Below are 24,011 nucleotides of genomic sequence, written 5' to 3' on the forward strand. Positions count from 1 at the left end.
GAATGATTCCTTCCCCCGGCAGCGGCGGCACCCGCATGTACGGGGCGCAGGCCTGGCGCTTCGGCCCCAAGGATCTGGCGATGGCCAGCACCTACGGCGTCCCCGAGGGCAGTTCGCTCGCGGACTGGCCGATCACGTACGACGAGCTCGAGCCGTTCTACACGCGTGTGGAGCAGATGCTCGGGGTGAGCGGGGGCCCGTCGACCGACCCGTGGGAGGGCGCGCGCAGCGAGCAGCTGCCCATGGGGCCGCTGTCCCGCTCGCCGCTGGGGTCCCTGCTCGCTGCGGCGGCCGAACGCCTGGGTCTGGGCACCCAGCCGGTTCCGCTGCTGATCAACACGCGGCGCCGCGGCGGTCGAGCGGCCTGCCTCCGCTGCGCCCAGTGCGTCGGCTTCGACTGCCCCGTCGGTGCCCGCGCCGGGAGCCACAACACCACGCTCCCCTCGGCCCTCGCGACGGGGAACGCCACCCTCCTCGGCGACGCCCAGGCCTCCCGCATCGACGTCGGGCCCGACGGTCGCGCACGCTCTGTGGAGCTCGTCGGCGAGCGCGACGGCCGCCGCTGGCACCGCACCGTGCGGGCTGATCTGGTGGTCCTCGCCGCCGGGACGATCGAGAGCGCCCGCCTGCTCCTGGACAGCGCCACCGACCAGCACCCCGCCGGCCTCGGCAATGCCGCCGACCAGGTGGGCCGTCACCTGCAGGGCCATGTCTACGGCGGTGCCAGCGCCCTGTTCGCTGAGCGGGTGGTGGACCTGCGTGGTCCTGGTGTCGACATCTCCACCGCGGACTTCCGCCACGGCAACGAGGGCATCATCGGCGGCGGGATCCTGGCCGACGAGTTCGTGCCCACCCCCTCGAGCACGCAGCGCTACCTGCGCGAGACCGGCCTGGTCGCCGCCGATGCGCCCGTCGGCTCCCCCGAGATGGAACGGGCGATGCTGCGCCTGGGAAAGGTCGTCGGCCCCGTCCAGGAGGTCACCAGCGCTGACTCCCGCGTGCAGGTGAACAGGTCCCGTCGGGACCGCTTCGGCCGGGCGATCGTGCGCCTGTCCGGGAGCCTCCATCGTGAGGATCTTCGGGGCCGGGACCTGCTCTCGTCGCGCGCCGCGGACTGGCTGGCTGAAGCCGGGGCGGTCGACGTGCGGCCGATGAGCCCGATGCGTCTGCCCACGCCGCCCAGCGGCGGACAGCACCAGGCGGGCACCTGTCGCATGGGCACAGATTCGGCGACCTCGGTGGTCGGTCCGGACGGGCGGCTATGGGAGCACCCGAACATCGTGGTGGCCGACGGGTCCACGCACGTCACCAACGGTGGAGCGAACCCCGTGCTGACGATCTATGCGAACGCGCTGCGGATCGCCGAGGGGGTGGTGCGGGCAGGCTGACCGGGTCACGCGGACGCACTACCGCGGACTCATCTCACCGTCCACTGTCCTGCGTGTCACGTCGGGCTCGGTGCCGTGCGCAGCCCGGCGTACCCTTCCCTCGGCGCACCCACCGGAGCGCCGCCCCTCGCGTCGAAGGCCCTCCATGTCATCCACTGAGCACACTGTTCCCGCCGATCCCTCCGCGACCGGCCGTGACCCGCGCCTGGACCGTCCGTGGCCGGCGCTGTGGTCGATCGTCCTGGGCTTCTTCATGATCCTCGTGGACACCACGATCGTCACCGTCGCGATCCCCCGCATGCAGTCCGATCTCGACACCGATCTCACGAATCTGCTGTGGGTGACGAGCGCATATCTGCTGGCCTATGCCGTGCCGCTGCTGATCACGGGGCGACTCGGTGATCGCTTCGGGTTGAAGACGATGTACGTGGCCGGCCTGTTCGTGTTCACCGCCTCGAGCCTGTGGTGCGGACTCTCCGGGAGCGTCGAGATGCTGATCGTGGCCCGCGTGGTGCAGGGACTCGGTGCCGGCATGATGACCCCGCAGACGATGTCCATGATCACCCGCTTGTTCGCCCCGAAGGATCGCGGCCAGGCGATGGCCCTGTGGGGCGCGACCGCGGGCGTCGCCACCCTGGTGGGTCCCATCGTGGGCGGCCTGCTGGTGGACGGGCCCGGCTGGGAGTGGATCTTCTTCGTCAACATCCCGGTCGGCGTGCTCGCGCTGGTGCTGGCCTGGAGGAATGTCCCTCGCTTCTCGCGCCGCGCCCACTCCTTCGACTGGCTGGGCGTGGTGCTCTCCGCAGCGGGCCTGTTCCTGCTGGTCTTCGGGATCCAGGAGGGCAACACCTATGACTGGGGCACGGTCACCGACTCCCTGCAGATCGGCTCCTGGGACACCGGTCTCCCGCTCAGCGTGCCCGGTCTGATCATCGCCGGCGCACTCATCATGGTCGGATTCATCGGCTGGCAGGCGCTGACCCGGAGCGAGCCCCTGGTGCCCCTGTCGCTGTTCAGGGATCGCAACTTCTCGGTCGCCAACGTCGCGATCGCGATGATGGGCGCGGTCGTGCTGACCCTGTCCTTCCCCATCACCCTGTACTTCCAGCGGGTGATGGACATGTCCCCCACCGAGGCCGCGCTGATGACGACGCCGATGGCGCTCGTCTCGCTCGGCCTCGCCCCGTTCGTCGGCCGATGGATGATCACCCACAACCCGCGCTGGATGGCGCTGGGCGGATTCGTGTCCCTCGCCGTCGGGCTCCTCTGGCTCTCCCGGATCATGGAGCCCGGAGCGTCGATCGTGCTGCTCCTGCTGCCCTTCGTGCTCGTGGGGCTGGGCAACGCATTCATCTGGGGGCCGCTGTCGCTCACCGCGACCCGGAACCTGCCGCCGTCACTCGCGGGCGCCGGCTCAGGGGTCTACAACGAGACCCGTCAGATCGGCTCCGTGCTCGGCTCCGCTGCGATCGCGACGCTCATGAACGACCGCATCGCCGCCCGCATCTCCGACACCGTCGGCGAGGCCGGAGGGCAGGTGCCCTCCGGCGGCGAGGGCTCCATGGGTGGCACCCTGCCCGAGTTCCTCCACGCTCCCTTCGCCTCTGCCATGGCCGATGCGTTGCTCCTGCCGGTGGTGCTGTCCCTGGTGGGCGTGGTCGCCGCGTTCTTCATCGGGAAGCCGGTGGACACCGGGGCGTGGGCGAAGGACGAGTGAGCTCCGGCAGGAGCTCACGCCTGCGATGGTCGTGGTGCGTGACCACCGGATCAGCGGTCCTCCTTCGAGCGGGAGACGATCTTCTGCAGACGGGTCGGGATCCGCACTGCACGCTGTGAGCGATCGGTCGCCTCCGACCGCGGTCCGCCCGCCGGCCCCTTGTCCTCCCCTGCCGGCTGACCGTCCACACACCGCCCGCCGATGGTCACGCTCCGTCGGCCGTCCTCCTAGAGTGGGCACCATGGAATCCCTGCGCGCCGCCGACCCGATCTCCGCTCTCCGTGAGGGCGATGCCGAGCAGACGGATGCCGCCCTCCAGATCCTCTCCACCGTCTTCGGATACGACTCCTTCCGGGGCGAGCAGGCCCAGATCATCGAGCAGGTCGCGGGCGGCGGGGACGCCGTGGTGCTGATGCCCACCGGAGGCGGCAAGTCGCTGTGCTACCAGATCCCGGCGCTGCTGCGGAAGGGCACCGGCATCGTCGTCTCCCCGCTGATCGCGCTGATGTCCGATCAGGTCGCCGCGCTCGAGGCCGTCGGCATCCGTGCCGCGTTCCTGAACTCCACGCTCGAGCGCCACGAGGCGCAGGCCGTCGAGCAGCAGCTGCTGGCCGGCGAGATCGACCTGCTCTACATGGCGCCGGAGCGCCTGGTCCTGCCGCGCACCATCGACCTGCTCCAGCGCGCCGAGCTCGCGCTCTTCGCGATCGACGAGGCCCACTGCGTCTCCCAGTGGGGCCACGACTTCCGCCCCGATTACATGGGCCTGTCGGTGCTGGCGGACGCCTTCCCGACGGTGCCGCGGATGGCGCTGACGGCGACCGCCACCGAAGCCACTCACCGCGAGCTCACCGAGCGCCTGCGGATGGAGGGCGCGAAGCATTTCGTCTCCAGCTTCGACCGCCCCAACATCCAGTACCGGATCGAGCCGAAGGCCTCCCCGCGTGAGCAGCTGCTGCGGCTCATCACCGCCGAGCACGAGGGCGAGTCCGGCATCGTCTACTGCCTCTCCCGCAAGAGCGTCGAGACCACCGCGAGCTGGCTGAACGACCGCGGCATCCCGGCGCTGCCGTATCACGCTGGGCTCGACGCCCGAGTCCGCCAGGATCACCAGGAGAGGTTCCTGCGCGCCGAGGGTCTCATCATCGTCGCGACCATCGCCTTCGGCATGGGGATCGACAAGCCTGACGTGCGCTTCGTGGCCCACCTGGACCTGCCCAAGTCCATCGAGGGGTACTACCAGGAGACCGGCCGCGCCGGCCGAGACGGTCAGCCCTCCACCGCGTGGCTGGCCTACGGGATGGGGGACGTGGTCAGCCAGCGGAGGTTCATCGATTCGGGCGAGGGCAACGAGCAGTTCAAGCGCAATGCCCGCTCCCATCTGGACGCGATGCTCGGCCTGTGCGAAACGGTCTCCTGCCGCCGTGTGCAGCTGCTGCGCTACTTCGGTCAGGAACTGGGCACGCCGGCCTGCGGCAACTGCGACATCTGCCTGAACCCGCCGCGGACCTGGGATGCGACCGTTCCCGCGCAGAAGCTGCTCTCGGCCCTGATCCGGCTGGACCGCGAGCGCGGCCAGAAGTTCGGCTCCGGGCAGATCATCGACGTGCTGCTGGGGCGGGAGAACGATCGCTCGCGGCAGTCCCGGCACGACGAGCTCAGCGTGTGGGGCATCGGTGACGAGCTGAGCGAGAAGGAGTGGCGTTCGGTGATGCGCCAGCTGCTGGCGCGCGGCATCGTCGACGCAGAGGGCGAGTACGGAGTGCTGATCCCCGGCACGCAGGCGGGCCCCGTGCTGCGCAGCGAGGAGACCGTCGATCTCGCCGTGGACCGCACTCCGGCCAAGTCGGCCCGGTCCCGCCCGCGGCCGTCCCGGGGCGAGAGCGGCGGCGGTTCCCGTGCCGCTGAGGGGCTGGAGATCGCCGAGCGCGAGCGCTTCGAGGCTCTTCGCGCCTGGCGCACCTCGGTGGCGAAGGACAAGCAGATCCCGCCGTACATGGTGTTCTCCGATGCCACGCTGGTCGCGATCGTCCAGTCGCGCCCGGAGTCCGTCGACGCCCTCAGCGGTATCAGCGGCGTCGGCGCGAAGAAGCTCGCCGAGTACGGCGACGCGGTGCTGGAGGCCCTCGGCCAGTAGCGCGTCGGGCACGCACCGGTCTCGATCCGGCATCGACGGCCCTCCCCGTCCGCGATCCGGATATTCTGGGCACTTCTGTCAGCGAAGTCCCAGGAGCTCCTCGTGTCCCAGCCTCCCGCGTCCCCCATGCCCCAGTACGGTGGCCCGGTGTCGCCCCAGCCACCGTCGCCGACACCGCCGAAGAAGAACCGCACGGGCCTGATCATCGGCATCGTGGCGGGGGCCGCGCTCCTGTTCATCGCCGTGCTCGTGGTGATCGGCCTGATCATCTTCTTCGCCATGCGCGGCGGCGCAGCCAGCACGGACGGCGGCGAGAACGGGGGCGGGGACACGGCCGCCGGCCCGGAGGAGCAGGCCACGACCCTGGTCACCGACTACATGGACGCGCTGGTCGCCGGGGACTCCGCTGCAGCCTTCGACCTCAGCGCCAAGAGCTCGAGCGACATCGAGATGCTGCCGGCCGAGGCGTACGACGCGGCGCTCGCGGCGGCACCGGTGGCTGACGTCTCCGTGGGGGCGCCGGTGATGGACCCTGCAGGGATCGACGGCACCGTGCCGACCACGTTCACCGTGGACGGCGAGGAGGTCTCCTACGATTTCACGGTGAGCGACTACGACTCCGACGAGAGCTTCGAGCTCGACGCTCCTCGCTGGTCCGTCTACGGACCGGACGCCCTGGCCGGTCTCGGCGCCACGATCAACGGCTCCGAGCTGCCCACCGATTCCGGCACCCGCATCGCGATGCTTCCGGGCTCCTACGAGATCGCGTTGGGTGTGGACGGCTTCGCCCCGTCCGAGACCGACCCGCTGGTGTACTCGGACTTCGAGTCGGACCTCGAATGGCCCGAGGCGACCCTGACCGATGACGGTCTGGCCAGCTTCCGTGCCGCCGTGCAGAAGGCCGTGGACACGTGCATCGACCAGGACACCCTCGAGGCGGGCTGCGGTATCGGTGAGCTCCCGGCCGAGACGTCCGACGGCTACACGCTCACCGACGGCACGGTGAAGCGGAGTCTTCCCGAGGACGCTCAGCGCACGATCGACAAGATGTCCGCGACGCCGAGCTACGACGAGCCCACCTATGTCGAGGGTGAGTACATCGGCACCATCGATACGACGATGGACTGCACCAAGGGAGACCAGAAGGGCACCTGCGAGATGTTCATGGGCGGGGGCCTTGGCACTCCGAGCGTGGACATGGCCGATCCCGATCTGCCCGTCACCTGGAGCTGATCGCCGACCCGCACAGCTCGATCTCCCGAGCGGACCAGCACCACGTGCTGGTCCGCTCCGCTGTTCGTGCCTGCATCCGCCAGCATCCCGCAGCATCCCGCAGGGGCATCCCGCAGGGCATCCTCCGTGTCATCGTCGACGGCCCCGCCCCGAGGTTCGGCCGGGCCTGGCACCGTCGGGCCGCCTCCGGTCACCTCACGCGGAGCATCTCGCGCAGCACCTCGGACTCCCCTGCACTGCCCTGCCGGTCCAGCGCCGTCCGGACGGCCGACGCCGCGGCCTCATGCGCACCCAGACGGCCGAGCAGCTCGCCGCGGATGACATGGAACGAGCGATGGGCGTCGAGCTCATCGGCGAGCGGCTCGAGATGGTCGAAGGCGACGGCAGCGCCCTCGGCCTCCGAGACCGCGACGACCCTCCCGAGCTGCACGAGGGCTGTGGGCCAGTGCATCAGCAGCGCGTCGTAGAGCTCGACCACCTCGCACCAGTCGATGTCCTCGTGTCGGGCAGGGACGGCGACGGCGGCCGAGATCGCGGCCTGCACCAGGTACGGGCCGCGCCCGCCCCGGGCGAGGGAACCGATCACCAGGTGATCGGCGCGCTCGATCAGCTCGCGGTCCCAGGCCGTCCGATCCTGCTCCGCCAGCGCGACAGGACGGCCCCGCTCATCGATCCGAGTGCTCGCCCGTGCCTGCAGCAGCAGTGCCTGTGCCAGGAGTCCGCGCGGCTCCGAGTGGTGCGGCAGGAGGTCCCCGAGCACCTGGAGCGTGTGCACCGTGGAGTCGAGCACTGCGGCCTGGGCGTCGGTCGTCCTCGTGGTCTCCCCGTCGCCCGCTGCTCGCGGTCCGGCGTCGCCCCCGGCCTCAGCTTTTCCGCGCATTCCCACGGCCAGGAGCACCGAGAGCACATCGAGGACGTCGAGGACGTCGACCAGCCGACCATCGAGCTCAGCGGCTCCCGGGACCCGGCAGGGAATCCTGCTGAGGCGTATGCGCTTCTTCGCCCGCGTGAGCCGCGCCGCCATCGTCGCCGTCGGGAGGTGGAACGCGGCAGCGATCTGCTCGGTGCTCAGTCCGCTCACCAGACGCAGGGTGAGGGCGATCCGGGAGGTCGGGGCCAGCGCAGGATGCGCCGCGAGGAAGATCAGCCGCAGCCGCTCATCGAGCACCACGGGCGCTGCCTCGTCCTCGATCCGTCGGACCGTCGCTGGCCCGTCGTCGGCCATGGTGCCGGCCATGGCATCGTCTCTGTGGCCCTCCGCGTCCCACACCAGCAGCGGAAGCTTGCGCTGGAGCGTCTGGGAGCGCCGGATCGCGTCGAGCGCGCGGCGCCGGGCCGCCGTGGTCAGCCAGCCGGCCCGATTCTCCGGGATGCCTTCGCGGGTCCAGGCCCTCAGCGCCTGGACGCAGGCCTCCTGGACGCTGTCCTCGGCGAGGTCCAGGTCGCGGGTGAGCGCGACCGTCGCCGCGAGCACCGTGCCCCAGTGGTCACGGTGCGCGGCGGCGACGGCCGCAGCGACGTCATCGGGGACGTCCGCGCGCAGGGCGTCGGTCACGCAGGGACGCTCCCGTGCACGCCCGCCTCGCCGACCGTCATCGGTCGCACCTCGACGCCGCCGCCCTGGTGGATGATCGGGTTGCGCCGTGCCACCGCGATCGCGGCGTCCAGATCGGGCACCTCGATCACGTAGAAGCCCACGATCACCTCGTCCACCTCCACGAATGGTCCGTCCACGAGGCTGTCCGCCCGGATCGAGGTGGTCGCGTCATGATCCTCGAGCGGGCTGCCGAAGATCATCACCCCCTCGTCCAGCAGCTCCTTGCCGTGGGCATCGTGCTCGGCCATCTCGGCCTGCAGCTGCTCGGGATCGGTCGTGGCCTGGCTGGTGGGGTGGTACAGGAACACGGTGTAGCGAGCCATCGGGATCATCCTCCTCAAGGGACGGCGTCTCTCGCCGTCCTCATCCTGATGTCGAACGGGATCGACAGGATCGACAGGACCAGCAGGACCGGCAGGACCAGCAGGACCGGCAGGACCAGCAGGGCCTGAAGGACCAGCAGGACCGGCAGAATCTGAAGGGCCCTGCGGAGGGCCTCAGTGCACCCCGGCCGGGAAGTCCGCCGGCTCGCCGGGCTGCCCGCCCTCGGAGAGGTCGATGCCGTAGTCCGCGGCGAAGCGCAGCTCGGTGCCCGCATAGACCTCCTCGACGCTCTGATCGAGGTGGAAGACGCGAGCTCCGCGCAGGCGGTGGTCCTCGGCGCCGCCCAGTCCGTAGGCCCCGAACCCGGTGCCGGGACCGTAGCCGAGCTGGATGCCGTAGTAGTCGCCCACGTAGGTGTTGATGTGGTCATGCCCCACGAACAGGCCCTTCACGTCGCCGCGCTGCAGCAGAGCGGCGAACATGCCGGAGTTGAAGGGCCCCGTACACTCGTCCTCGTTGCGCTCCCCCACCAGGGAATGCTTCGCGACGGCGCGGTCATGATCGTCCGGCGTACGCGAATCGACGCTCGCGAACCACATGAAGCGGTGCTCCCACAGGGCGATGTGCTGGAACACGAGCCCCGGCACGCGCGCGGCATTCCTGCGCTCAAGCTCCTCGGACGCACGCACGTACCACTGCACCTGATCCGGGCGCAGCCAGTCCCAGGACGGGTAGCCCTCGAAGTCCTGGCCGGCGATGGTCTCGGGCGCGTAGCGGCCGGAATCCAGCAGCCAGAGGGCGAAGGCGTCGCGGGTGCCGTCCGCTGAGCGCACCGGCAGCACCTGGTTGCCGGTTCCGGTCACGTCCCGTGCGCCGACGGTGTTCACGTTGTGCGGATACTGCTGCACGAAGGTCAGGTAAGCGGCCTCGTCCAGGCCGGTGGCCGCGCTCGAATCCTCGTCGTGGTTCCCGAAGGTGAGCGCCCACGCGATCCCGCGGTCCTCCATCGGTCGCACGACGTTGTTGATCGCCTGCTTCGCCTCGAGCGCGGTGGTGGGCGACCCGTCGATGACGTCGCCGTTGATGACCACCACGTCGGGCCGCACGTCGTCCAGCACGGCCTCCTGCAGGGCGATGGTCCGCTGGTCGGTGCGATGGCCGTCCTGGGTGTCGTTGAACTGGACGACGGTGAAGGTGCCGTCGTCATGGAAGGAGAGCTGATTGCGCACGATGCCTTCGCTCGGTCGAGGGGGCCGCTCCGGTGGGGCCGCCGGGGCGGGATCGGCCCCGGCGGTGCCCATCATGCCTGCTGCGGTCATCCCTGTCGCGGTGAAGTCCGCGACGCTGCCTCATGCGGGCACCACCCGTCGGCCGATGCGGGCCAGCAGCGCTTCCAGCGGTCCGCGGCTCCCTCGCCGGGCGAGCACCGCCCCGACTGCGACGACGAGCAGCAGGTGCACGCCGAGCACTCCCATGCCCGCGACGTACCAGGGCATCGTGGTCAGCTCCCCTCCGGAGAGGACGACTGCGGCGATCAGGCCGACGGAGGTGAGCAGCACGTGGAGCACGTACAGGCTCAGCGGCGCGGCCCCGGCGCTGCGCAGGATGCGCGCGGAGCGCCTCACGAAATGCCGTCCCGGAGGCAGCAGCCAGATCGCCGAGGCGATCAGGGCGACGGCGACACCGCCGGTGGCGAGCATGTCTCCCAGCGTCCCGGTGTGGGGCGCCGCCATGTACCAGGCACCCTGGGTGGACGCACCGAGCATCCGGGCGACCAGCGGAAGAGCGTGGCCGAGCAGCGCTGCCAGGACCCCGATCGCGGCGATCCGCCGGGCGGAGCACCGCACCTGCCCGGTCTGCTGGGCGTGCAGGAGACGGCGCATCAGCATCATCCCGAGCACGAGGTACGGCACCCAGGTGATCAGCGGGTACTGGCCGGTCAGAATGATGCCACGCAGCACCCCGATCGGGTCGTCGAGGCTGAGCAGGGTCACGGTGCCGAACTCGACAGGTCCCGGCACGCTCTGCGCCAGGGGATGACCTGCTGCCGCGAGCAGCACCAGGGGCGCCACGAGCGCTCGGCTGGGCACCAGGAGCAGGGGTGCCGTGAGCATCATCGCCAGCCCGAACGGCACCAGCACCACCATCACGGACGAGGGCAGCAGCTCCAGCAGCAGGCCGATCGCCACCACGCAGGCACCGCGCACCAGGACCGAGAGGACGGCCCCACGACGGTCACCGATCTCCAGCCGACGCCGGGTCGCGAGCACGAGGCTGCAGCCTCCGATCACGGCGAACAGGGTCGAGGAGGTGCCCTCGGTGAGCACGTGCGCGACCTGGGCGAGCAGTGCCTGGATCCCGTCGGCGTCGGGCACGAGCGCCAACGGCGCCAGCAGGTGCGCGGTCATCATGCCGACGATCGCGAGCAGACGCACCAGATCGAGGGCTTCGATCCGGGTCGCCGCGCGCTCGTGGGCAGGCTGGTGGTCGGGTGCGCGGGCGGAGTCGCGGACCGGCGCGAGCGCGGTCGCGGAGCCGCCGCGAGGAGCAGGAACGGGCGAGTTCGATGTCATGCCCCCAGCGTTCCGCTGCGGGCGATCCAGCGCGTCGGCGCACGGGTCGATCCTCTGTCCCCCTGCAGGGGGAGAGCGCGGCCCCCTACCAGGTCATACCGCAGTGGGAGCGGAGCGGAATCGATGTTGCCGTCGGCGTCGCGGCCGCCGCCCCGCCCCCGGTCAATCCGTCGCCCCGCGTCCCCACTCGCGCTGGAACGCCTCGCGACGCTTCGCCTGCTCCACCGGGTCCGGTACCGGCAGCGAGGCGATGAGTCGGCGGGTGTAGTCGTGCTGCGGGCGCTGCAGGACGTCGGGCCCGTGACCGTCCTCGACCAGCTCGCCGCGCAGCAGCACCCCGATCCGGTGGGCGAGCGAGTCCACCACGGCCAGATCGTGGCTGATGAACAGCGCCGCAAAGCCCAGGCGCGCCTGCAGGTCTCGGAACAGGTCGAGCACCGTGGACTGGACCGACACGTCCAGGGCGCTGGTCGGCTCGTCGGCGATCAGCAGCTCCGGATCCAGCACCAGGGCGCGGGCGAGGGAGATGCGCTGGCGCTGACCGCCCGAGAGCTCGTGCGGGTACCTCGTCGCGTACGCGGACGGCAGCTCGACGGACTCCAGCAGGGAGCGCACCTGCTGCGAACGCTGAGTCGTCGTCTGGCCCGGCTCGTGCACGACGAGCGGCTCGGCGATGCACTCCTCGATCGTCAGGTGCGGGTTGAACGAGGTGGCCGGGTCCTGGAACACGAACCCGATCCGCCGACGCACGGGCTTGAAGTCCTTCTCCCGCACCCCGTTCATCTGGTGCCCGAGCACCTGGAGGCTCCCTCCAGTGGCCCGCTCGAGACCGGCGATGGTGCGGCCGATGGTGGTCTTGCCGGAGCCGGACTCCCCCACCAGCCCGTACACCTCACCGGCGCGGATGGAGAAGTCCACTCCTTTGACGGCACGGAACGGAGCGCGTCCCAGGCGACCCGGATACTCGATGACCAGGTCCTTCGCGACCACGACCGGGGCAGCGTCCTCGATCTCCTGCTGCTGCTGCGTGCTCAGCGCCGTCCAGGCCGATCGGCGCCCCAGGTGCGGCACCGCGGCGAGCAGCTTCTGCGTGTACTCCTGGCGAGGATTCGCGAACAGCTCCTGCACCCCGGCGCGCTCGATGATCGACCCGCGGTACATGACCGCCACCGAATCGGCGAGGTCGGCGACCACGCCCATGTTGTGGGTGATGAGGATGACCGAGGTGCCGAAACGGTCGCGCACATCGCGCAGCAGCTCGAGGATCTCGGCCTGCACGGTGACGTCCAGGGCGGTGGTGGGCTCATCGGCGACGATCAGCTCCGCCCCCAGCGCGAGCGCCATCGCGATCATGATGCGCTGCTTCTGCCCGCCGGAGAACTCGTGCGGGTAGCGGTCGATGCGCTCTGCCGGATCGGGGATGCCCACGGACTCGAGCGCCGTGATCGCCTCGGCCCGGATCTCCTTCCGGGTGATCTTGGGGCGGTGGGCCTTCAGCCCCTCCCCGATCTGCCACCAGATGGGGAAGACGGGATTCATGGCGCTCGAGGGCTCTTGGAAGATCATCGAGACGTCCTCGCCCCGGAGCTCCCGGAGGCGCCTGCCGCTGAGTCCCACCACATCGGTGCCGGAGACCAGGATCGCTCCGGAATCCTCCGCCGTCTCGGGCAGCAGCCCGAGGATCGAGCGGGCGGTGACGGACTTGCCGGAGCCGGATTCTCCGACGATCGCCAGGATCTCCCCGGGGGCGACGCTGAGGCTCACCCCGTCGACCGCGTGGACGTCGCCGCCGTCCGTCGCGAAGTGGATGTCGAGATCGGTGATCTCCAGGCGGGCCGTGCCCGGTTCCGGGCTGCGGATGTCGCTGCGCGTCGCGCTCATGCCGCCACCTTCTTCTGCGCGCGCGAGCGCTTCTTGCGGGTGCGCAGGCGCGGATCGTTGAGATCGTTGATGGATTCGCCGACGAGGGTCACGCCGAGCACGGCGGCGACGATCGCGAGGCCCGGGAACATCCCGGTCCACCAGATCCCGCTGGTCGCGTCGCTCATGGCGCGGTTGAGGTCGTAGCCCCACTCGGAGGCGCTGGTCGGTTCGATGCCGAAGCCCAGGAACCCGAGGGCGGCCAGCGTGAGGATCGCCTCGGAGGAGTTCAGCGTGAAGATCAGCGGCAGAGTGCGGGTGGAGTTGCGCAGCAGGTGCGTGCCCATGACGCGCCGATGCCCGGTGCCGATCACCTTCGCGGCCTCCACGAACGGCTCGGCCTTCAGCCGCACCACCTCCGCGCGGATCACCCGGAAGTACTGCGGGACGAACACGACGGTGATGGAGATGGCGGCGGCGAGGATGCCGCCCCAGGCGCCGGACTGGCCGCCGGAGATCACGATCGACATGACGATCGCGAGCAGCAGCGAGGGGAAGGCGTAGATCGCGTCGGCCAGCATCACCAGCACGCGGTCCAGCCAGCCGCCCACGTAGCCGGACAGCAGGCCCAGCGCGACCCCGAGGAACAGGGAGGCCACGACGGCGCACACCATCACGGCGACCGCTGTGCGGGTCCCCCAGATCACGCGCGAGAGCACGTCGAAGCCGGTCACCGTGGTGCCCAGCAGGTGCTCGGCCGACGGCGGCTGCTGCCCGCCGAACTTCACGCCGTCGACCCCGGTGTCCGCGAAGCCGTAGGGCGCGAGCAACGGGGCGAACAGGGCTGTGAGCAGCAGGCCGATCACGAGGACGAGCCCCGTGACGAGCATGCCGCGCTGCAGGCCGACGCTGCGGCGCAGGTGGCTGACCACGGGCAGCCGCAGGTACCACGGAGAGCGCGCGGTGGCCGCGACGGTCGCCGATTCGACGGAGAGGTCGTCGGCGCCGCCCTCGCCGGGAGGAACAGGGTTCGAGAGCGTCATGTCAGTACCTCACTCGGGGGTCGATGAGGGCGGCGACCACGTCGACCACGAAGTTCGACAGGGCGACGATGACCGCGAGCATCATGACGATGCCCTGCACGGCCACGTAGTCGCGGGCCTTCATGTACTCCGCGAGCATGTAGCCCAGTCCGTTCCACTCGAAGGTGGTCTCGGTGAGCACGGCTCCGCCCAGCATCATGGCGATCTGCATGCCCATCACGGTGACGATCGGGATCAGTGCCGGTCGCAGGGCGTGGCGGGTGGTCAGGCGGGCTTCGGAGACGCCCCGGGAGCGCGCGGAGTCGATGTACTGCATCTCCAGCGTGCCGATCATGTTGGTGCGCACCAGGCGCAGGAAGATGCCCCCGGTGAGCACGCCGAGCGCGATCGCCGGCAGCACGGCATGGCCGGCCACGTCCATCAGCACGTCCATCCGGCCCAGGCGCAGCGCATCGAGCAGGTAGAACGGCGAGGGGTTGAGGATCGTGCCCATCGTGAGCTCGCCGCGGGTCGAGATCCTCCCTGCCACCGGCAGCCATCCCAGGCCCACGGAGAACACGAGCTTCAGCAGCAGGCCCACGAAGAACACGGGTGTCGCATAACCGAGGATCGCGACCACGCGCAGCACGGCGTCCGGCCACCGGTCACGGGTGCGCGCGGCGATCATGCCCAGAGGCACACCGGCGACCAGTGCGACCACCACGGCGTAGACGACCAGCTCGAAGGTGGCGCCGCCATAGGTCGTGAGGATCTCCGAGACCGGGGTGCGGTCGGTGTAGGACATGCCGAAGTCGCCGTGCAGCACGCCGCCGAGGTAGTCGAAATACTGCACGATCAGCGGCCGGTCGTAGCCGGCCTCGGCGCGTCGCTGCGCGAGCTGATCAGGGGTGAGGCGGCCGCCGAGGGCCGCCGTGATCGGGTCGCCGGTGATCCTCATCAGGAAGAACACGACCGTCATCAGGATGAACACGGTCGGGATGATGAGGAGGAAGCGGACCAGGATGTAGCGGCCGAGACCCCCGCCGGCCCGTCGGCGTGGACGCGCCGCGGGGCTGGCGGGGGTGTTCTCGACCTCGGTGTCGAGACCCGTGGTCACTTGCTGAGCGGCGAGAGACGGAACTTGAACGAGGAGTCCAGGGTGACTCCCTGCACGTCGGCCGTGGAGACGGCGATCTGCGCGCCCTGCAGCAGCGGCAGGGTCGAGATCTCGTCGGACACGATGTCCTGGATCTTCACGAACAGCGCTTCGCGCTCATCGGGGTCCTCGGTGCCGCGCTGCTGGGCGACCAGTTCGTTGACCTCATCGCTGCTGTAGTGGTTCACCAGGAAGTTGTCCGTGACGAAGAACGGCGTGAGGTAGTTGTCCGCGTCCGAGTAGTCGGGGAACCAGCCCAGCTGGTAAGCGGGATACACGTCGGTGGTGCGGTCGGTGGAGTACTGGACCCACTCGGTGGACTGGAGATCCACGATGAACAGCTCGTCGGCCTCGAGCTGGGACTTCACCGCCGCGTACTCGTCGCCTGAGGAGTTCCCGTAGTGATCGGGGTTGTACTGCAGGCTCAGCTTCACCGGGATCTCGACGCCCGCGTCCTCGAGCCGCTTCTTGGCCTTGGCGGCGTCGGGCCCGCCCTCGCCGTCGCCGTAGAGGTCCTGGAACTGGGTGCCGTTGCCGGGAAGGCCCTCGGGGATGTACGAGAACAGCGGGGTGTAGGTGTCCTTGTAGACCGAGGTCGCGATGGCCTGACGGTCGATGAGGTCGGCGGCGGCCTGGCGCACGGCCTTGGACTTCGCCGGGTCGGCGTCCTCCGTCTTCGCGCCATAGGGCATCGTGTCGAAGTTGAACACGATGTAGCGGATCTCGCCGCCGGGTCCGTCATGGACCGCCACGGCGTCGTCCCCGGAGAGGTCCTCGATGTCGGTCGCGGACAGCGAGCGCCAGACGCAGTCGATGTTGCCCTGCTGGATGTCCAGCTTCATGTTGTTCTGGTCGGCGTAGTAGGACATCGACACCTTGGAGGTGGCGGGCGTGCCGAACAGCCCCTTGTAACCCTCGAAGGCCTCATACGAGACCAGCTCGTTGAGCTTCCAGCTGGTGATCTGGTACGGACCGCAGAACGCCTTCCCGGAGACGATCTCGCCATCGGGGAGCACCTCGTCGGCCGGGAAGACCTCGGCGTCGACGATGGGCCCGGCCGGGCTGCACAGGACGTACGGGAAGGTCTGGTCGTTGGGCTCCTTGAGGTGGAACTCGACGGTCAGGTCGTCGACGGCCTCCACCTTCTCGAGATTCCCCAGCAGGCTCGAGGGGCCGTTGGGGTCGGCGATCGCGAGCTGGCGATCGAAGGTGTGCTTGACGTCCTCGCTGGTGAGCTCGTTGCCGTTGGCGAAGGTCAGCCCCTCTTGGAGCGTCACGGTGTAGACGTTCTCGCTCGTGAACTCGGCGGACTCGGCGAGGTCGGGCTCGGGCTTGCCGTCCTCGGAGCCGATCTTCGTGTTCATGAGGTAGCCGTAGACCTGGGTCCATACGGTCGAGGAGCCGTTGTCGTAGGCGGCTGCCGGGTCCAGGGCGGTGGCCTTGTCGGTGGTGCCGACGGTCAGGGCCCCGTCGGCACCGCCTCCGCCGCCGCCCGAGCCGCCGTCGTCCGTGGTCTGGGCGCAGGCCGACAGCAGGACGGGGACCCCGGCGAGCGACAGGAGCATCGTGCGTCGCTTGGGGGTGAACGCGGCATCGAACATGGGTTCCTCCAGGGGAATGGGACTGTCCGCGGGGATCACGGCACTGTGAAGCTGGGACGCCGCCGTGTGTGAGGCAGCGCACCGAGGCGTGCTCAGCAAGGTACCAGCGACACCGAGCCACGTCGCCCTCCACGACGGAAAACGCGATCCCGTCATGGAACCGTGACGTGAGCGGGGGTAGCATCGCTGATCCGCGAGCGATCGAAGGAGATCCCATGCCCGAGCATCCGTCGGCCCCGCACCACCTGGTGGAGGAGGGCGCACGGCTCGAGCGCGTCGCCACGGGCGCCACCTGGGCCGAAGGGCCCGTCTGGCTGCCGCGCCGTCGTGCCGTGCGCTTCAGCGACATCCACACCAACCGGATCCTGGAGTACTCGGAGGAGACCGGAGAGCTCACCGTGGTCAGCGACGACGCGGAGTACACCAACGGCCGCACGCTCGATCTGGACGGGCACGTCGTGGAGTGCTCGCACGGCCGGCGCGCGGTCCAGCGCGATACCGCCGTCGGCCCCGGGGACGCGCACCGCCCGATCACTCTCGTCGAGCGCTTCGGCCGCGCGCGCCTGAACTCCCCCAACGATGTCGTGGTGGCATCCGACGGGGCGATCTGGTTCACCGACCCCGCCTACGGCATCAAGCGCCCCGTCGAGGGCCACGCCGGGGACGAGGAGTACGGGGATCGCTATGTGTTCCGCTATGACGAGGAGGCCGACGTCCTCACTCCCGTCGTGATCGACGTGGAGGCGCCCAACGGCCTCGCCTTCTCCCCCGACGAGTCCCTGCTCTACGTCGCCGACTCCTCACTCTCCCCTGCTGATCCCGACACCACCGATACGGCGCGACCGCGCGACCACTCGATCCACGTGTACGACGTCGTCGAGGGCCGGCACGCGAAGAACGGGCGGCCCCTGGTCGAGGTCTCCCCCGGGCTCCCCGACGGGATCCGGGTCGACGTGGAAGGACGGATCTGGAGCTCGAGCCTGTCCGGCGTGCAGGTGTTCACCCCGGACGGCGAGCGCCTGCTGGACCTCGCCGTGCCCGAGAAGACCGCGAACCTGTGCTTCGGCGGGGACGACGGCCGCACCCTCTACATCGCGGCGTCCTCGAGCCTGTACCGGATCCGCACCACCACGACGGATGCCAGCACGGCCGCACGGGGCAGGGCGAGCCGCTGACCGGGAGGCTCGGCCCTTCCCGGAACTCGTGGGGTGCCTGGCGTCCCTGGGGTATCAGCCCTCGTTCCACCAGCGCAGCACGCGCAGCGCCTCGAGGGTGATCCACTTCGACGGCTCGCCCTCGGGCACGTCGACGTCGAACCACACCTCTCCGGGCAGGACCTTCTGCTGGAGCCACGTGCCGTCGCTCTGCTGCGCCTCGCGCACCATGGAGACCGCCTCCTCCATCCGGGGATCACGACGGCCCGCCAGACGGAAGTGCTCCAGTGCCCGCAGTGCCGAGTAGATGTGGCGCGGCGGGTACAGGAAGTGGTCGACCCACGGGCCCAGCAGCTCCTGGGTGCTGAGCCTCCAGGCGAGATGCCGCTCCAGCAGGTACTCCTCGCCGGAGGCGCGTGCGGCCCGGGTGGCCTTCGTGCCCCCGGTGGTCTGCTCATGGATCAGCAGCGCCCGCAGGGAGTTCAACGTGGAGTGCACGCTCGAGCGCACCGATCCGCTCTCCCATTCGCAGTTCCAGCCGCCGTCCTCCATGCGGTGCTCGACGAACCAGGTCGCGAGCGGCTCGACGTCCGCTCCCAGCCACAGACCGTTGGCGAGGGTCATCGCGTTGATGCAGCAGTCGACCTCGCCCGCCCAGTAGGGCAGCGAACGGTCGTACTCCCAGTGGGAGTTCTCCGCCAGGAGCTCAGCGGTGCCGCGCTCGATCAGCGGCGCAGGATCCATGCCCCATTCGCGCAGCGTGGTCAGCGTCCACGTGGTCGCGGTCCACGGCTGGCCCGGGAGGTTCTGGTTCGCGGGGTCGTCGAAGAAGCCGGCCGGGAAGAACGCCCCGCCCGCCCACTGGCCATCCGGATCCTGCTTCGCCAGCAGTGCAGCACCGAATCCCTCGACGGGGATGCGTGCTCGGGTGGCCTCCCACTGGGATGGCGGGGCATCCAGCAGATCCCGCTCGACCTGCCAGCGCAGCGCGGGGTCGGAATCGAGCAGCCAGGAGATCACATCGGTGGGTGACATACAGCGATCCTGCCTCACCATCGTGCGCGTGGCCAGGATCCGACCGGACGTCCCGATCAGGGGAGATCAGCGCGGATCAGGGGGATCAGAGCGGATCAGACGGGGAACGGTCCGAACCGGGACCACGCGACGAACACGGAGCAGATCGCGAGGAGGATCGAGGGCAGTGCCGCCTTCGGACCGTCGCCGCGACGGATGTGCACGAGCGCGGCGAACACCATCGTGATCGCGAGACCGGCCGCGGCGAGCGGGACGAGGATCGGGGCGACCCCGGACAGTGCCGGCAGCACGAGGCCGAGCGCGCCGAGGATCTCCAGCACCCCGATGCCGCGGATCATCCAGTGCGGGAAGTCCTCGACATATGGCGTGCGCTGGATCTGATCGTCGCGAGCGGTGAGCAGCTTGGCCGCCCCAGAGCCGACGAAGACGGCAGCGAGGGCGAAGGCGAGGATCCACAGAAGCATGTTCATCGGGGCGTCTCCTTCATCGGGGTCTCAAGTATCCCCCGTCCGCTGCGTGCTGTCAGGTGAAGCGACAGGCGGACCAGAGATCAGCCGGACCAGAGATCGGGCAGACCAGAGACCGTGCGGACCAGAGAGCGGGCTCATCGGCCGTGTGGGGCGACGCAGTCCCGTCCGCTGCAGTCAGTCGCGGGCGCGCACCAGCCGCTCGTGGCCGGTCTCCTCGAGCACTGCGATGTCGGAGTTCGCCTTGAGGAACTCGGAGAACGTGCGGTATCCGAGGGTCTTCTCGCTGAACGAGGGGTCCATGCGTCGCATGTGCGACTTCACCGCGGAGCTGTGCAGCCATTCGCTGTCCCCGCGGCCGCCGAGCTGCAGAGCGCGCTCGAGCAGGCGGGTCGCGGCCTCCTGCGGATCCTCGATCTCGTCGTAGCCCTCGTCCTCCACCTCGTCGGCGACGTCCGAGGCGGTCCGTGCGGTGGTCTCCGCCTCCGCGGTGCCGTCGGCGCCCTTCCCCTTGGAGCGTCCCCCGTTCCCGCTGGCTGCCTGCCCGCCGCCCTGACCACGGCGGGTGCGGGTGCGGGTGGGGGCGTCAGGGCGCTCGACGCCCGGGAGGTTGTCATAGGCCTCGAACTCGTCGCAGGCTGCGGCCAGGGACTTCGCGGTGGAGCCCGCGACGCCCATCGCGATCACGTATCGACCCAGCCGCCGGCAGCGCTGCGCGAGGGGCACGAAATCGGAGTCGCCGGCGACGATCACGACGTGGGTGAGATCGGGGGTGCGGAACATGTCCTCGACGGTGTCCACCGCGAGGCGGATGTCAGCGCCGTTCTTGGCGTAGGCGGCCGCGGGGAAGAGCTGGACGAGGTCCACGGCACGGGCCACTAGCTGCGAGCGGTACTCGGCATTGACCGGCGAGGACCAGTCAGCATAAGCACGAGTGAGCATGAGGGATCCGAACGAGGCGGCGTAGTCGATGATCGCGCCCACGTCGACCGTCGCCTTGGCCAGGCGCTCGGCGATCTCCGGCTCGGTGGGGTCGTTCATGATGCGCTGGCGGTCACGGCTGTACGCATTGCGTCCGTGCACGCGGTCGTACCAGGACATGACGATGTTGTCGAAGTCGAGATAGACGGCGACGCGGGGATCAGAGTGTTCGGCCATGGGGCCAGTCTGCCTGGTGTGGCACCCCCGAGGCGACGACAGCGCGCGCGGGCCGGCGGTTGTGGGAAGAGGAACGCGCGAGGAGGAACGACCTGGCCTGGGCTGACGGACTCAGGGAGCCCGGAGGCGGTCGTCGGCGAAAGCCGGCCGTCGTCGGCACACGCGGGAACGACCCACTGAATGCACGACCGTTCACGAATTTCTTCCTTCGCCGCATATCGGGCATGCGTTGTACGGAGAATTATTGACACATTCCCCTTCGGCCTCGGCCGACCTTCATGAATTCGCACCGGGTCACAGTGCTGGAAAGACCCACCGGGGCCACCCTGGACTGCACAAAACGGCGCACTGCACAGAACTCAGTCGGCAGCAGCGCGAGGACTGTGGAGGATCCGTCACACAACCCTTCCTCCACACGCCCCACCTCTCCTCCACATACCGTCGTTTTCCACAGCACCTCCTCCACATTCTGCGGATACCGCTCGGGAACTTTTTCGAGTTGTCCACAGACCTTTCATCACGCGTTTTCTCGCAGTAGTCTCGAGATATTCAGAGAGGTGGGTGCCGGGCGCGGGGCGGTCGGTGTCAGTGAACGGACGGGGGTCAGGGAATGAGCGCGGTGAAGTGCCTCCCGTCATGGGATGACGACGAGGACGACGCGACAGAGCAGCGCTTCCTGAACTCGCTCCCGCTCCGGCTGCGCATCGTGAACGCGCGGTCTCCGTTCACCCGGGACGGACTGCCGCAACGTGCGGACTGCGCGGATGACCCCACGCTGAGCGCCGCCGCGCGACGTGTCTGGGATGCCGAGAACGGCAGCGCGACCGCCCTCGCAGAAAGGTTCCGGGCACTTGCAGAGCTTGTCACCTGCGAAGTCGGCGAGGTCCCCGAGGAGAGCGACCTCGAGGCCGCTCGGGCGTCGATCACCCTGCGCGTCACGCAGGGAGTCGCCCGGTGGGAACTGCTCTCGGCTCACCGTGCAGTGCATCATCTGCCCCGAACGCTGGACCTCCTCTCCGCCGGCGACCTTCCCTCCTGGTGGTTCCAGCGCATGCTGCGCGAATCCGAGAACCTCTCCGACGAGTCCCGTCGTCTGCTGGACATCGCTGTCGCCACGTGGTCGACCGACATCCCCGTCGACCGCTTCATCACTCTGCTCCGCGCTTTGGTCGGCCTCCTCGCTCGCCGGGAAGAGGAGGACCTTGAGGCAGCGCCGCCTCCGCCACGCGAGGTCACGATCGCGCCCGACTCGACGAGCGGCGTCGGCTCCATGACCGCACGGGGTCCGATCCCCGAGATCCTCGCCTACTGGAAGAGACTCGACGAGACCGCCAGGGCGATCCAGGCAGCGCAGCGAAAGGCTCTTCGGGAGGGCACCGAGATCCCGTACGACGTGGATGAACTGGTGACGACGTCCGGCCGTCCGCTCCCGCTGGATCGACTGCGCTACGAGCTCCAGCTCCACGCCGAGTTCGATACCGAGGGGATCAGCGTGCCCACGCAGCGCTTCCGCCTCCACGTCACGGTTCCCGCCCTCACTCTCCTGGGCGCCTCCGATGCGCCCGGTCTGCTCGAGGGCACCACACCGATCCCGCCGGAGATGGCGCGCGAGCTCGCCGGGCGGGAGGGGACCTGGTTCAGGGTGCTCACCGATCCGTGCTCCGGCGCCTTCCTCCCTCTGCCCGCCGATCGTTACCAGCCCACGCCGGCGATGCTCGAACACCTGCGACTGCGCAACGCGACCTGTGCCGTGCCCGGCTGCACGCGGCCCGCGTCCTGGGCTTCCGAGTGCGACCACATCGAGGAGTTCGATCACGAGAACCCCGCGCAGGGCGGTCGCACGGAGCTCGAGAACCTGCACATGCTGTGCTGGCAGCACCACCAGGACAAGACCGCAGGGCTGCTCGATCCCACCAGGATCCCCACCGGCACGCGCGAGGCGGGGCGCACCCGGTGGCGGATCGGACGCGACGGTGACCAGGTCATCGTCGCGGACGATATCGACCTCGCCACCCGGATCGCGGTCGAACAGCTCGAGACGGCCTGGCGGGTCCACCAGTCGCGGCGGAAGTCAGCAGCATCATCGACGCAGGATCCGCCTCCGCACCGGCTCGCCTCGCGGACGTCACCACCCGACTCGCCGGCTCCCCCACCGCCCATCCCGCTCAGACCCGGGATTCCCCCGGGGGACTGGGACCCGAATGACCCGCCTCCGTTCTGAGCAAGCCCGCTCAGCCATCGGTTCCGGTCGCACGGCCTCCGATCTGCAACGCCTTCCTCCGGCGGTGAACGGTCAGATACTCGAGGCCCTCGCCGCCTGCCTGGAAACCACGCACGGTGCGCCGCGACAGCAGGGCGATGTCGCCGGTGCGCAAGGGCTCCTCGCCGCCCTCCGTGAGGAGCACGCCGTCGCCGCGCACCACATGGATGAGGGTGTCGACCTCCGCACCGACATGGGCGGGGATGCTCTCGCCGGCCGGAAGCCGGATCACATTCGAGTCCAGCTCTCGGCCGGGCTCGGCGATGGACCAGGCGGCGCCGCGACGGGGCTCGTCAGGCAGCTCGGAGGTGTTCGTGAGGAGGGGCATGGGTGGGCTCCTTGTCGTGGAGGGATAGTCGTCGAGGACCTGCGAAGGTTCTTCTCTGGTCAACCGTCTGCTGCGGTGGAGGTCGTGGAGACGGTGGCGGCGGTAGTGGCAGTGGCAGCGGCGACGAGATCCGCCGCCGGGCCGCCCAGCCGTCTCGGACCCTTCCACACGGCCGTCAGCGGACGACGCAGCCGAGCACCTGCCACCGGCACCCGGACCAGCTGGCCCGCCTCCAGCTGCGTGCGCACGGCGAGCATGCTCAGCACGGCCGGGCCGGCACCGGATGCCACCGCGATCCGGACCGCGCCGTTGCTGCTGAGCTGCTGCACCGGCGGGGTCGACGCGGCCTGCGGCACCAGCTCCTCGAAGGCATCGCGTGTCCCAGAACCGCCCTCCCGCACCACGAGGGCGGTCGTGGCGAGCTCCTGGATGCTCACCGGCTCCGTGCGTCGGGCCCAGGGATGGTGCGAGGCGACCACCAGGACGAGCTCGTCCTGGCGCAACGACAGCGCGTGCACCCAGCGCGGCACGTGAGGAGTCTCGATGAAGCCGAGCTGGAGCTCGCCGCTGCGGACCTGCTCCAGCACCTGCGTGGAGTTGAGCACGTTCAGATCCACCCGCACACGAGGGCTCGACCGTCGCAGATCGGTGAGCCAGGCGGGCATGAGGTTCTCCGCGATCGTCATGGACGCCCCGACCCGGAGGTCCAGCGTGTCCTCGTCGCGACTGTGCCGCAGCCACGCCGAGAAGTCGCCGGCCGCCTCGAGGAGCTCACGAGCGTGGGCAGCATACAGAAGACCGGCCGACGTCGGCCGGGCACCCCGCGGACTGCGATCCAGCAGGGGCACCCCCGCCTGGGTCTCCAGCTGGCCGATCATCCGGCTGGCATTGGGCTGATACATACCGAGCTTCCGGGCGCCCGCGCCGAGCCCGCCCTCGTCGACGACCGCGACGAAGAGCGAGAGAGCCTGAAGATTCGGAAGCTGATCGGGCATATCAGA

Annotated in this window: 19 protein-coding genes; 6 read left to right on the top strand and 13 right to left on the bottom strand. The window is 69.7% G+C overall.

The features are described from left to right. From CIK71_RS10175 to CIK71_RS10190, 4 genes are all read left to right on the top strand, one after another. On the top strand, nt 1-1,388 hold a 1,388-nt coding region (locus CIK71_RS10175; RefSeq protein ID WP_096165478.1), incomplete at its 5' end, for a GMC oxidoreductase. 145 nt (nt 1,389-1,533) lie between these two features. Continuing rightward, nucleotides 1,534-3,105, top strand: a complete 1,572-nt coding sequence (locus tag CIK71_RS10180; RefSeq protein WP_096165480.1) for a DHA2 family efflux MFS transporter permease subunit — start codon at nt 1,534-1,536, stop codon at nt 3,103-3,105. A gap of 241 nt (nt 3,106-3,346) precedes the next feature. Further along, nucleotides 3,347-5,242 carry a DNA helicase RecQ gene (gene recQ, locus CIK71_RS10185; RefSeq protein ID WP_096165482.1) on the top strand — a complete coding sequence of 632 codons (1,896 nt, stop codon included), beginning with the start codon at nt 3,347-3,349 and terminating at the stop codon, nt 5,240-5,242. A gap of 147 nt (nt 5,243-5,389) precedes the next feature. Beyond that, on the top strand, nt 5,390-6,475 hold the full coding sequence (locus CIK71_RS10190) for a hypothetical protein (protein WP_141393714.1): 1,086 nt from the start codon (nt 5,390-5,392) through the stop codon (nt 6,473-6,475). Nucleotides 6,476-6,665: 190 nt separating this feature from the next. Here CIK71_RS10190 and CIK71_RS10195 read toward each other — a convergent pair whose 3' ends face one another. From CIK71_RS10195 to CIK71_RS10230, 8 genes are all read right to left on the bottom strand, one after another. Then, the gene (locus CIK71_RS10195) at nt 6,666-8,030 is read right to left on the bottom strand and encodes an RNA polymerase sigma factor (RefSeq protein ID WP_096165486.1); all 1,365 of its coding nucleotides are present in this window, start codon (nt 8,028-8,030) and stop codon (nt 6,666-6,668) included. Continuing rightward, nucleotides 8,027-8,395 carry a YciI family protein gene (locus CIK71_RS10200; RefSeq protein WP_096165718.1) on the bottom strand — a complete coding sequence of 123 codons (369 nt, stop codon included), beginning with the start codon at nt 8,393-8,395 and terminating at the stop codon, nt 8,027-8,029. Before CIK71_RS10200 ends, CIK71_RS10195 begins: the two co-directional genes overlap by 4 nt. A gap of 174 nt (nt 8,396-8,569) precedes the next feature. Further along, nucleotides 8,570-9,715 (bottom strand): metallophosphoesterase family protein, encoded by a 1,146-nt coding sequence (locus tag CIK71_RS10205; protein WP_096165489.1) that lies wholly within the window; start codon nt 9,713-9,715, stop codon nt 8,570-8,572. Nucleotides 9,716-9,745: 30 nt separating this feature from the next. Continuing rightward, nucleotides 9,746-10,969, bottom strand: a complete 1,224-nt coding sequence (locus tag CIK71_RS10210) for a heparan-alpha-glucosaminide N-acetyltransferase domain-containing protein (RefSeq protein WP_096165491.1) — start codon at nt 10,967-10,969, stop codon at nt 9,746-9,748. 162 nt (nt 10,970-11,131) lie between these two features. Next, nucleotides 11,132-12,850, bottom strand: a complete 1,719-nt coding sequence (locus tag CIK71_RS10215) for an ABC transporter ATP-binding protein (RefSeq protein ID WP_096165493.1) — start codon at nt 12,848-12,850, stop codon at nt 11,132-11,134. After that, nucleotides 12,847-13,872 carry an ABC transporter permease gene (locus tag CIK71_RS10220; protein ID WP_096165495.1) on the bottom strand — a complete coding sequence of 342 codons (1,026 nt, stop codon included), beginning with the start codon at nt 13,870-13,872 and terminating at the stop codon, nt 12,847-12,849. The genes CIK71_RS10215 and CIK71_RS10220 overlap by 4 nt, the downstream gene beginning before the upstream one ends. 1 nt (nt 13,873) lies before the next feature. Further along, nucleotides 13,874-14,968 (bottom strand): ABC transporter permease, encoded by a 1,095-nt coding sequence (locus tag CIK71_RS10225; RefSeq protein WP_096165498.1) that lies wholly within the window; start codon nt 14,966-14,968, stop codon nt 13,874-13,876. Beyond that, nucleotides 14,965-16,608, bottom strand: a complete 1,644-nt coding sequence (locus CIK71_RS10230) for an ABC transporter substrate-binding protein (protein ID WP_096165499.1) — start codon at nt 16,606-16,608, stop codon at nt 14,965-14,967. Before CIK71_RS10230 ends, CIK71_RS10225 begins: the two co-directional genes overlap by 4 nt. A gap of 215 nt (nt 16,609-16,823) precedes the next feature. Between CIK71_RS10230 and CIK71_RS10235 the strand changes: the two genes are divergently transcribed. After that, the gene (locus CIK71_RS10235; RefSeq protein WP_096165501.1) at nt 16,824-17,783 is read left to right on the top strand and encodes an SMP-30/gluconolactonase/LRE family protein; all 960 of its coding nucleotides are present in this window, start codon (nt 16,824-16,826) and stop codon (nt 17,781-17,783) included. Nucleotides 17,784-17,837: 54 nt separating this feature from the next. Here the strand turns inward: CIK71_RS10235 and CIK71_RS10240 are convergent, their stop codons facing one another. From CIK71_RS10240 to CIK71_RS10250, 3 genes are all read right to left on the bottom strand, one after another. Next, nucleotides 17,838-18,797, bottom strand: a complete 960-nt coding sequence (locus CIK71_RS10240; protein WP_096165502.1) for a prenyltransferase/squalene oxidase repeat-containing protein — start codon at nt 18,795-18,797, stop codon at nt 17,838-17,840. Nucleotides 18,798-18,892: 95 nt separating this feature from the next. Next, nucleotides 18,893-19,267: a DoxX family protein gene (locus CIK71_RS10245; RefSeq protein ID WP_096165504.1), complete on the bottom strand. Its 375-nt coding sequence runs from the start codon at nt 19,265-19,267 to the stop codon at nt 18,893-18,895. A 174-nt stretch (nt 19,268-19,441) separates the two neighbouring features. Continuing rightward, nucleotides 19,442-20,422: an NYN domain-containing protein gene (locus CIK71_RS10250; RefSeq protein WP_096165506.1), complete on the bottom strand. Its 981-nt coding sequence runs from the start codon at nt 20,420-20,422 to the stop codon at nt 19,442-19,444. A 619-nt stretch (nt 20,423-21,041) separates the two neighbouring features. Between CIK71_RS10250 and CIK71_RS10255 the strand changes: the two genes are divergently transcribed. Then, nucleotides 21,042-22,643 (top strand): HNH endonuclease signature motif containing protein, encoded by a 1,602-nt coding sequence (locus CIK71_RS10255; RefSeq protein ID WP_158541988.1) that lies wholly within the window; start codon nt 21,042-21,044, stop codon nt 22,641-22,643. Between the two features lie 10 nt (nt 22,644-22,653). On the opposite strand, the gene CIK71_RS10260 is transcribed toward CIK71_RS10255, so the two are convergent. Together CIK71_RS10260 and CIK71_RS10265 are read right to left on the bottom strand one after the other, a co-directional pair. After that, a complete protein-coding gene (locus CIK71_RS10260) occupies nt 22,654-23,010 on the bottom strand; it encodes a cupin domain-containing protein (RefSeq protein WP_096165508.1) in 357 nt (118 codons plus the stop codon). 59 nt (nt 23,011-23,069) lie between these two features. Then, the gene (locus tag CIK71_RS10265; RefSeq protein ID WP_096165509.1) at nt 23,070-24,005 is read right to left on the bottom strand and encodes a LysR substrate-binding domain-containing protein; all 936 of its coding nucleotides are present in this window, start codon (nt 24,003-24,005) and stop codon (nt 23,070-23,072) included. Nucleotides 24,006-24,011: the final 6 nt, after the last annotated feature.

It is taken from the genome of Brachybacterium alimentarium (assembly GCF_002332425.1).
GTDB lineage: Bacteria > Actinomycetota > Actinomycetes > Actinomycetales > Dermabacteraceae > Brachybacterium > Brachybacterium alimentarium.

Excerpts from the sequence above, each read along its gene's own strand:
- CIK71_RS10180 (WP_096165480.1), top strand. The coding sequence starts at position 1,534 with ATGTCATCCACTGAGCACACTGTTCCCGCCGATCCCTCCGCGACCGGC.
- recQ (WP_096165482.1), top strand. The coding sequence starts at position 3,347 with ATGGAATCCCTGCGCGCCGCCGACCCGATCTCCGCTCTCCGTGAGGGC.
- CIK71_RS10200 (WP_096165718.1), bottom strand. The coding sequence starts at position 8,395 with ATGGCTCGCTACACCGTGTTCCTGTACCACCCCACCAGCCAGGCCACG.
- CIK71_RS10205 (WP_096165489.1), bottom strand. The coding sequence starts at position 9,715 with ATGACCGCAGCAGGCATGATGGGCACCGCCGGGGCCGATCCCGCCCCG.
- CIK71_RS10210 (WP_096165491.1), bottom strand. The coding sequence starts at position 10,969 with ATGACATCGAACTCGCCCGTTCCTGCTCCTCGCGGCGGCTCCGCGACC.
- CIK71_RS10215 (WP_096165493.1), bottom strand. The coding sequence starts at position 12,850 with ATGAGCGCGACGCGCAGCGACATCCGCAGCCCGGAACCGGGCACGGCC.
- CIK71_RS10220 (WP_096165495.1), bottom strand. The coding sequence starts at position 13,872 with ATGACGCTCTCGAACCCTGTTCCTCCCGGCGAGGGCGGCGCCGACGAC.
- CIK71_RS10230 (WP_096165499.1), bottom strand. The coding sequence starts at position 16,608 with ATGTTCGATGCCGCGTTCACCCCCAAGCGACGCACGATGCTCCTGTCG.
- CIK71_RS10235 (WP_096165501.1), top strand. The coding sequence starts at position 16,824 with ATGCCCGAGCATCCGTCGGCCCCGCACCACCTGGTGGAGGAGGGCGCA.
- CIK71_RS10240 (WP_096165502.1), bottom strand. The coding sequence starts at position 18,797 with ATGTCACCCACCGATGTGATCTCCTGGCTGCTCGATTCCGACCCCGCG.
- CIK71_RS10245 (WP_096165504.1), bottom strand. The coding sequence starts at position 19,267 with ATGAACATGCTTCTGTGGATCCTCGCCTTCGCCCTCGCTGCCGTCTTC.
- CIK71_RS10250 (WP_096165506.1), bottom strand. The coding sequence starts at position 20,422 with ATGGCCGAACACTCTGATCCCCGCGTCGCCGTCTATCTCGACTTCGAC.
- CIK71_RS10260 (WP_096165508.1), bottom strand. The coding sequence starts at position 23,010 with ATGCCCCTCCTCACGAACACCTCCGAGCTGCCTGACGAGCCCCGTCGC.
- CIK71_RS10265 (WP_096165509.1), bottom strand. The coding sequence starts at position 24,005 with ATGCCCGATCAGCTTCCGAATCTTCAGGCTCTCTCGCTCTTCGTCGCG.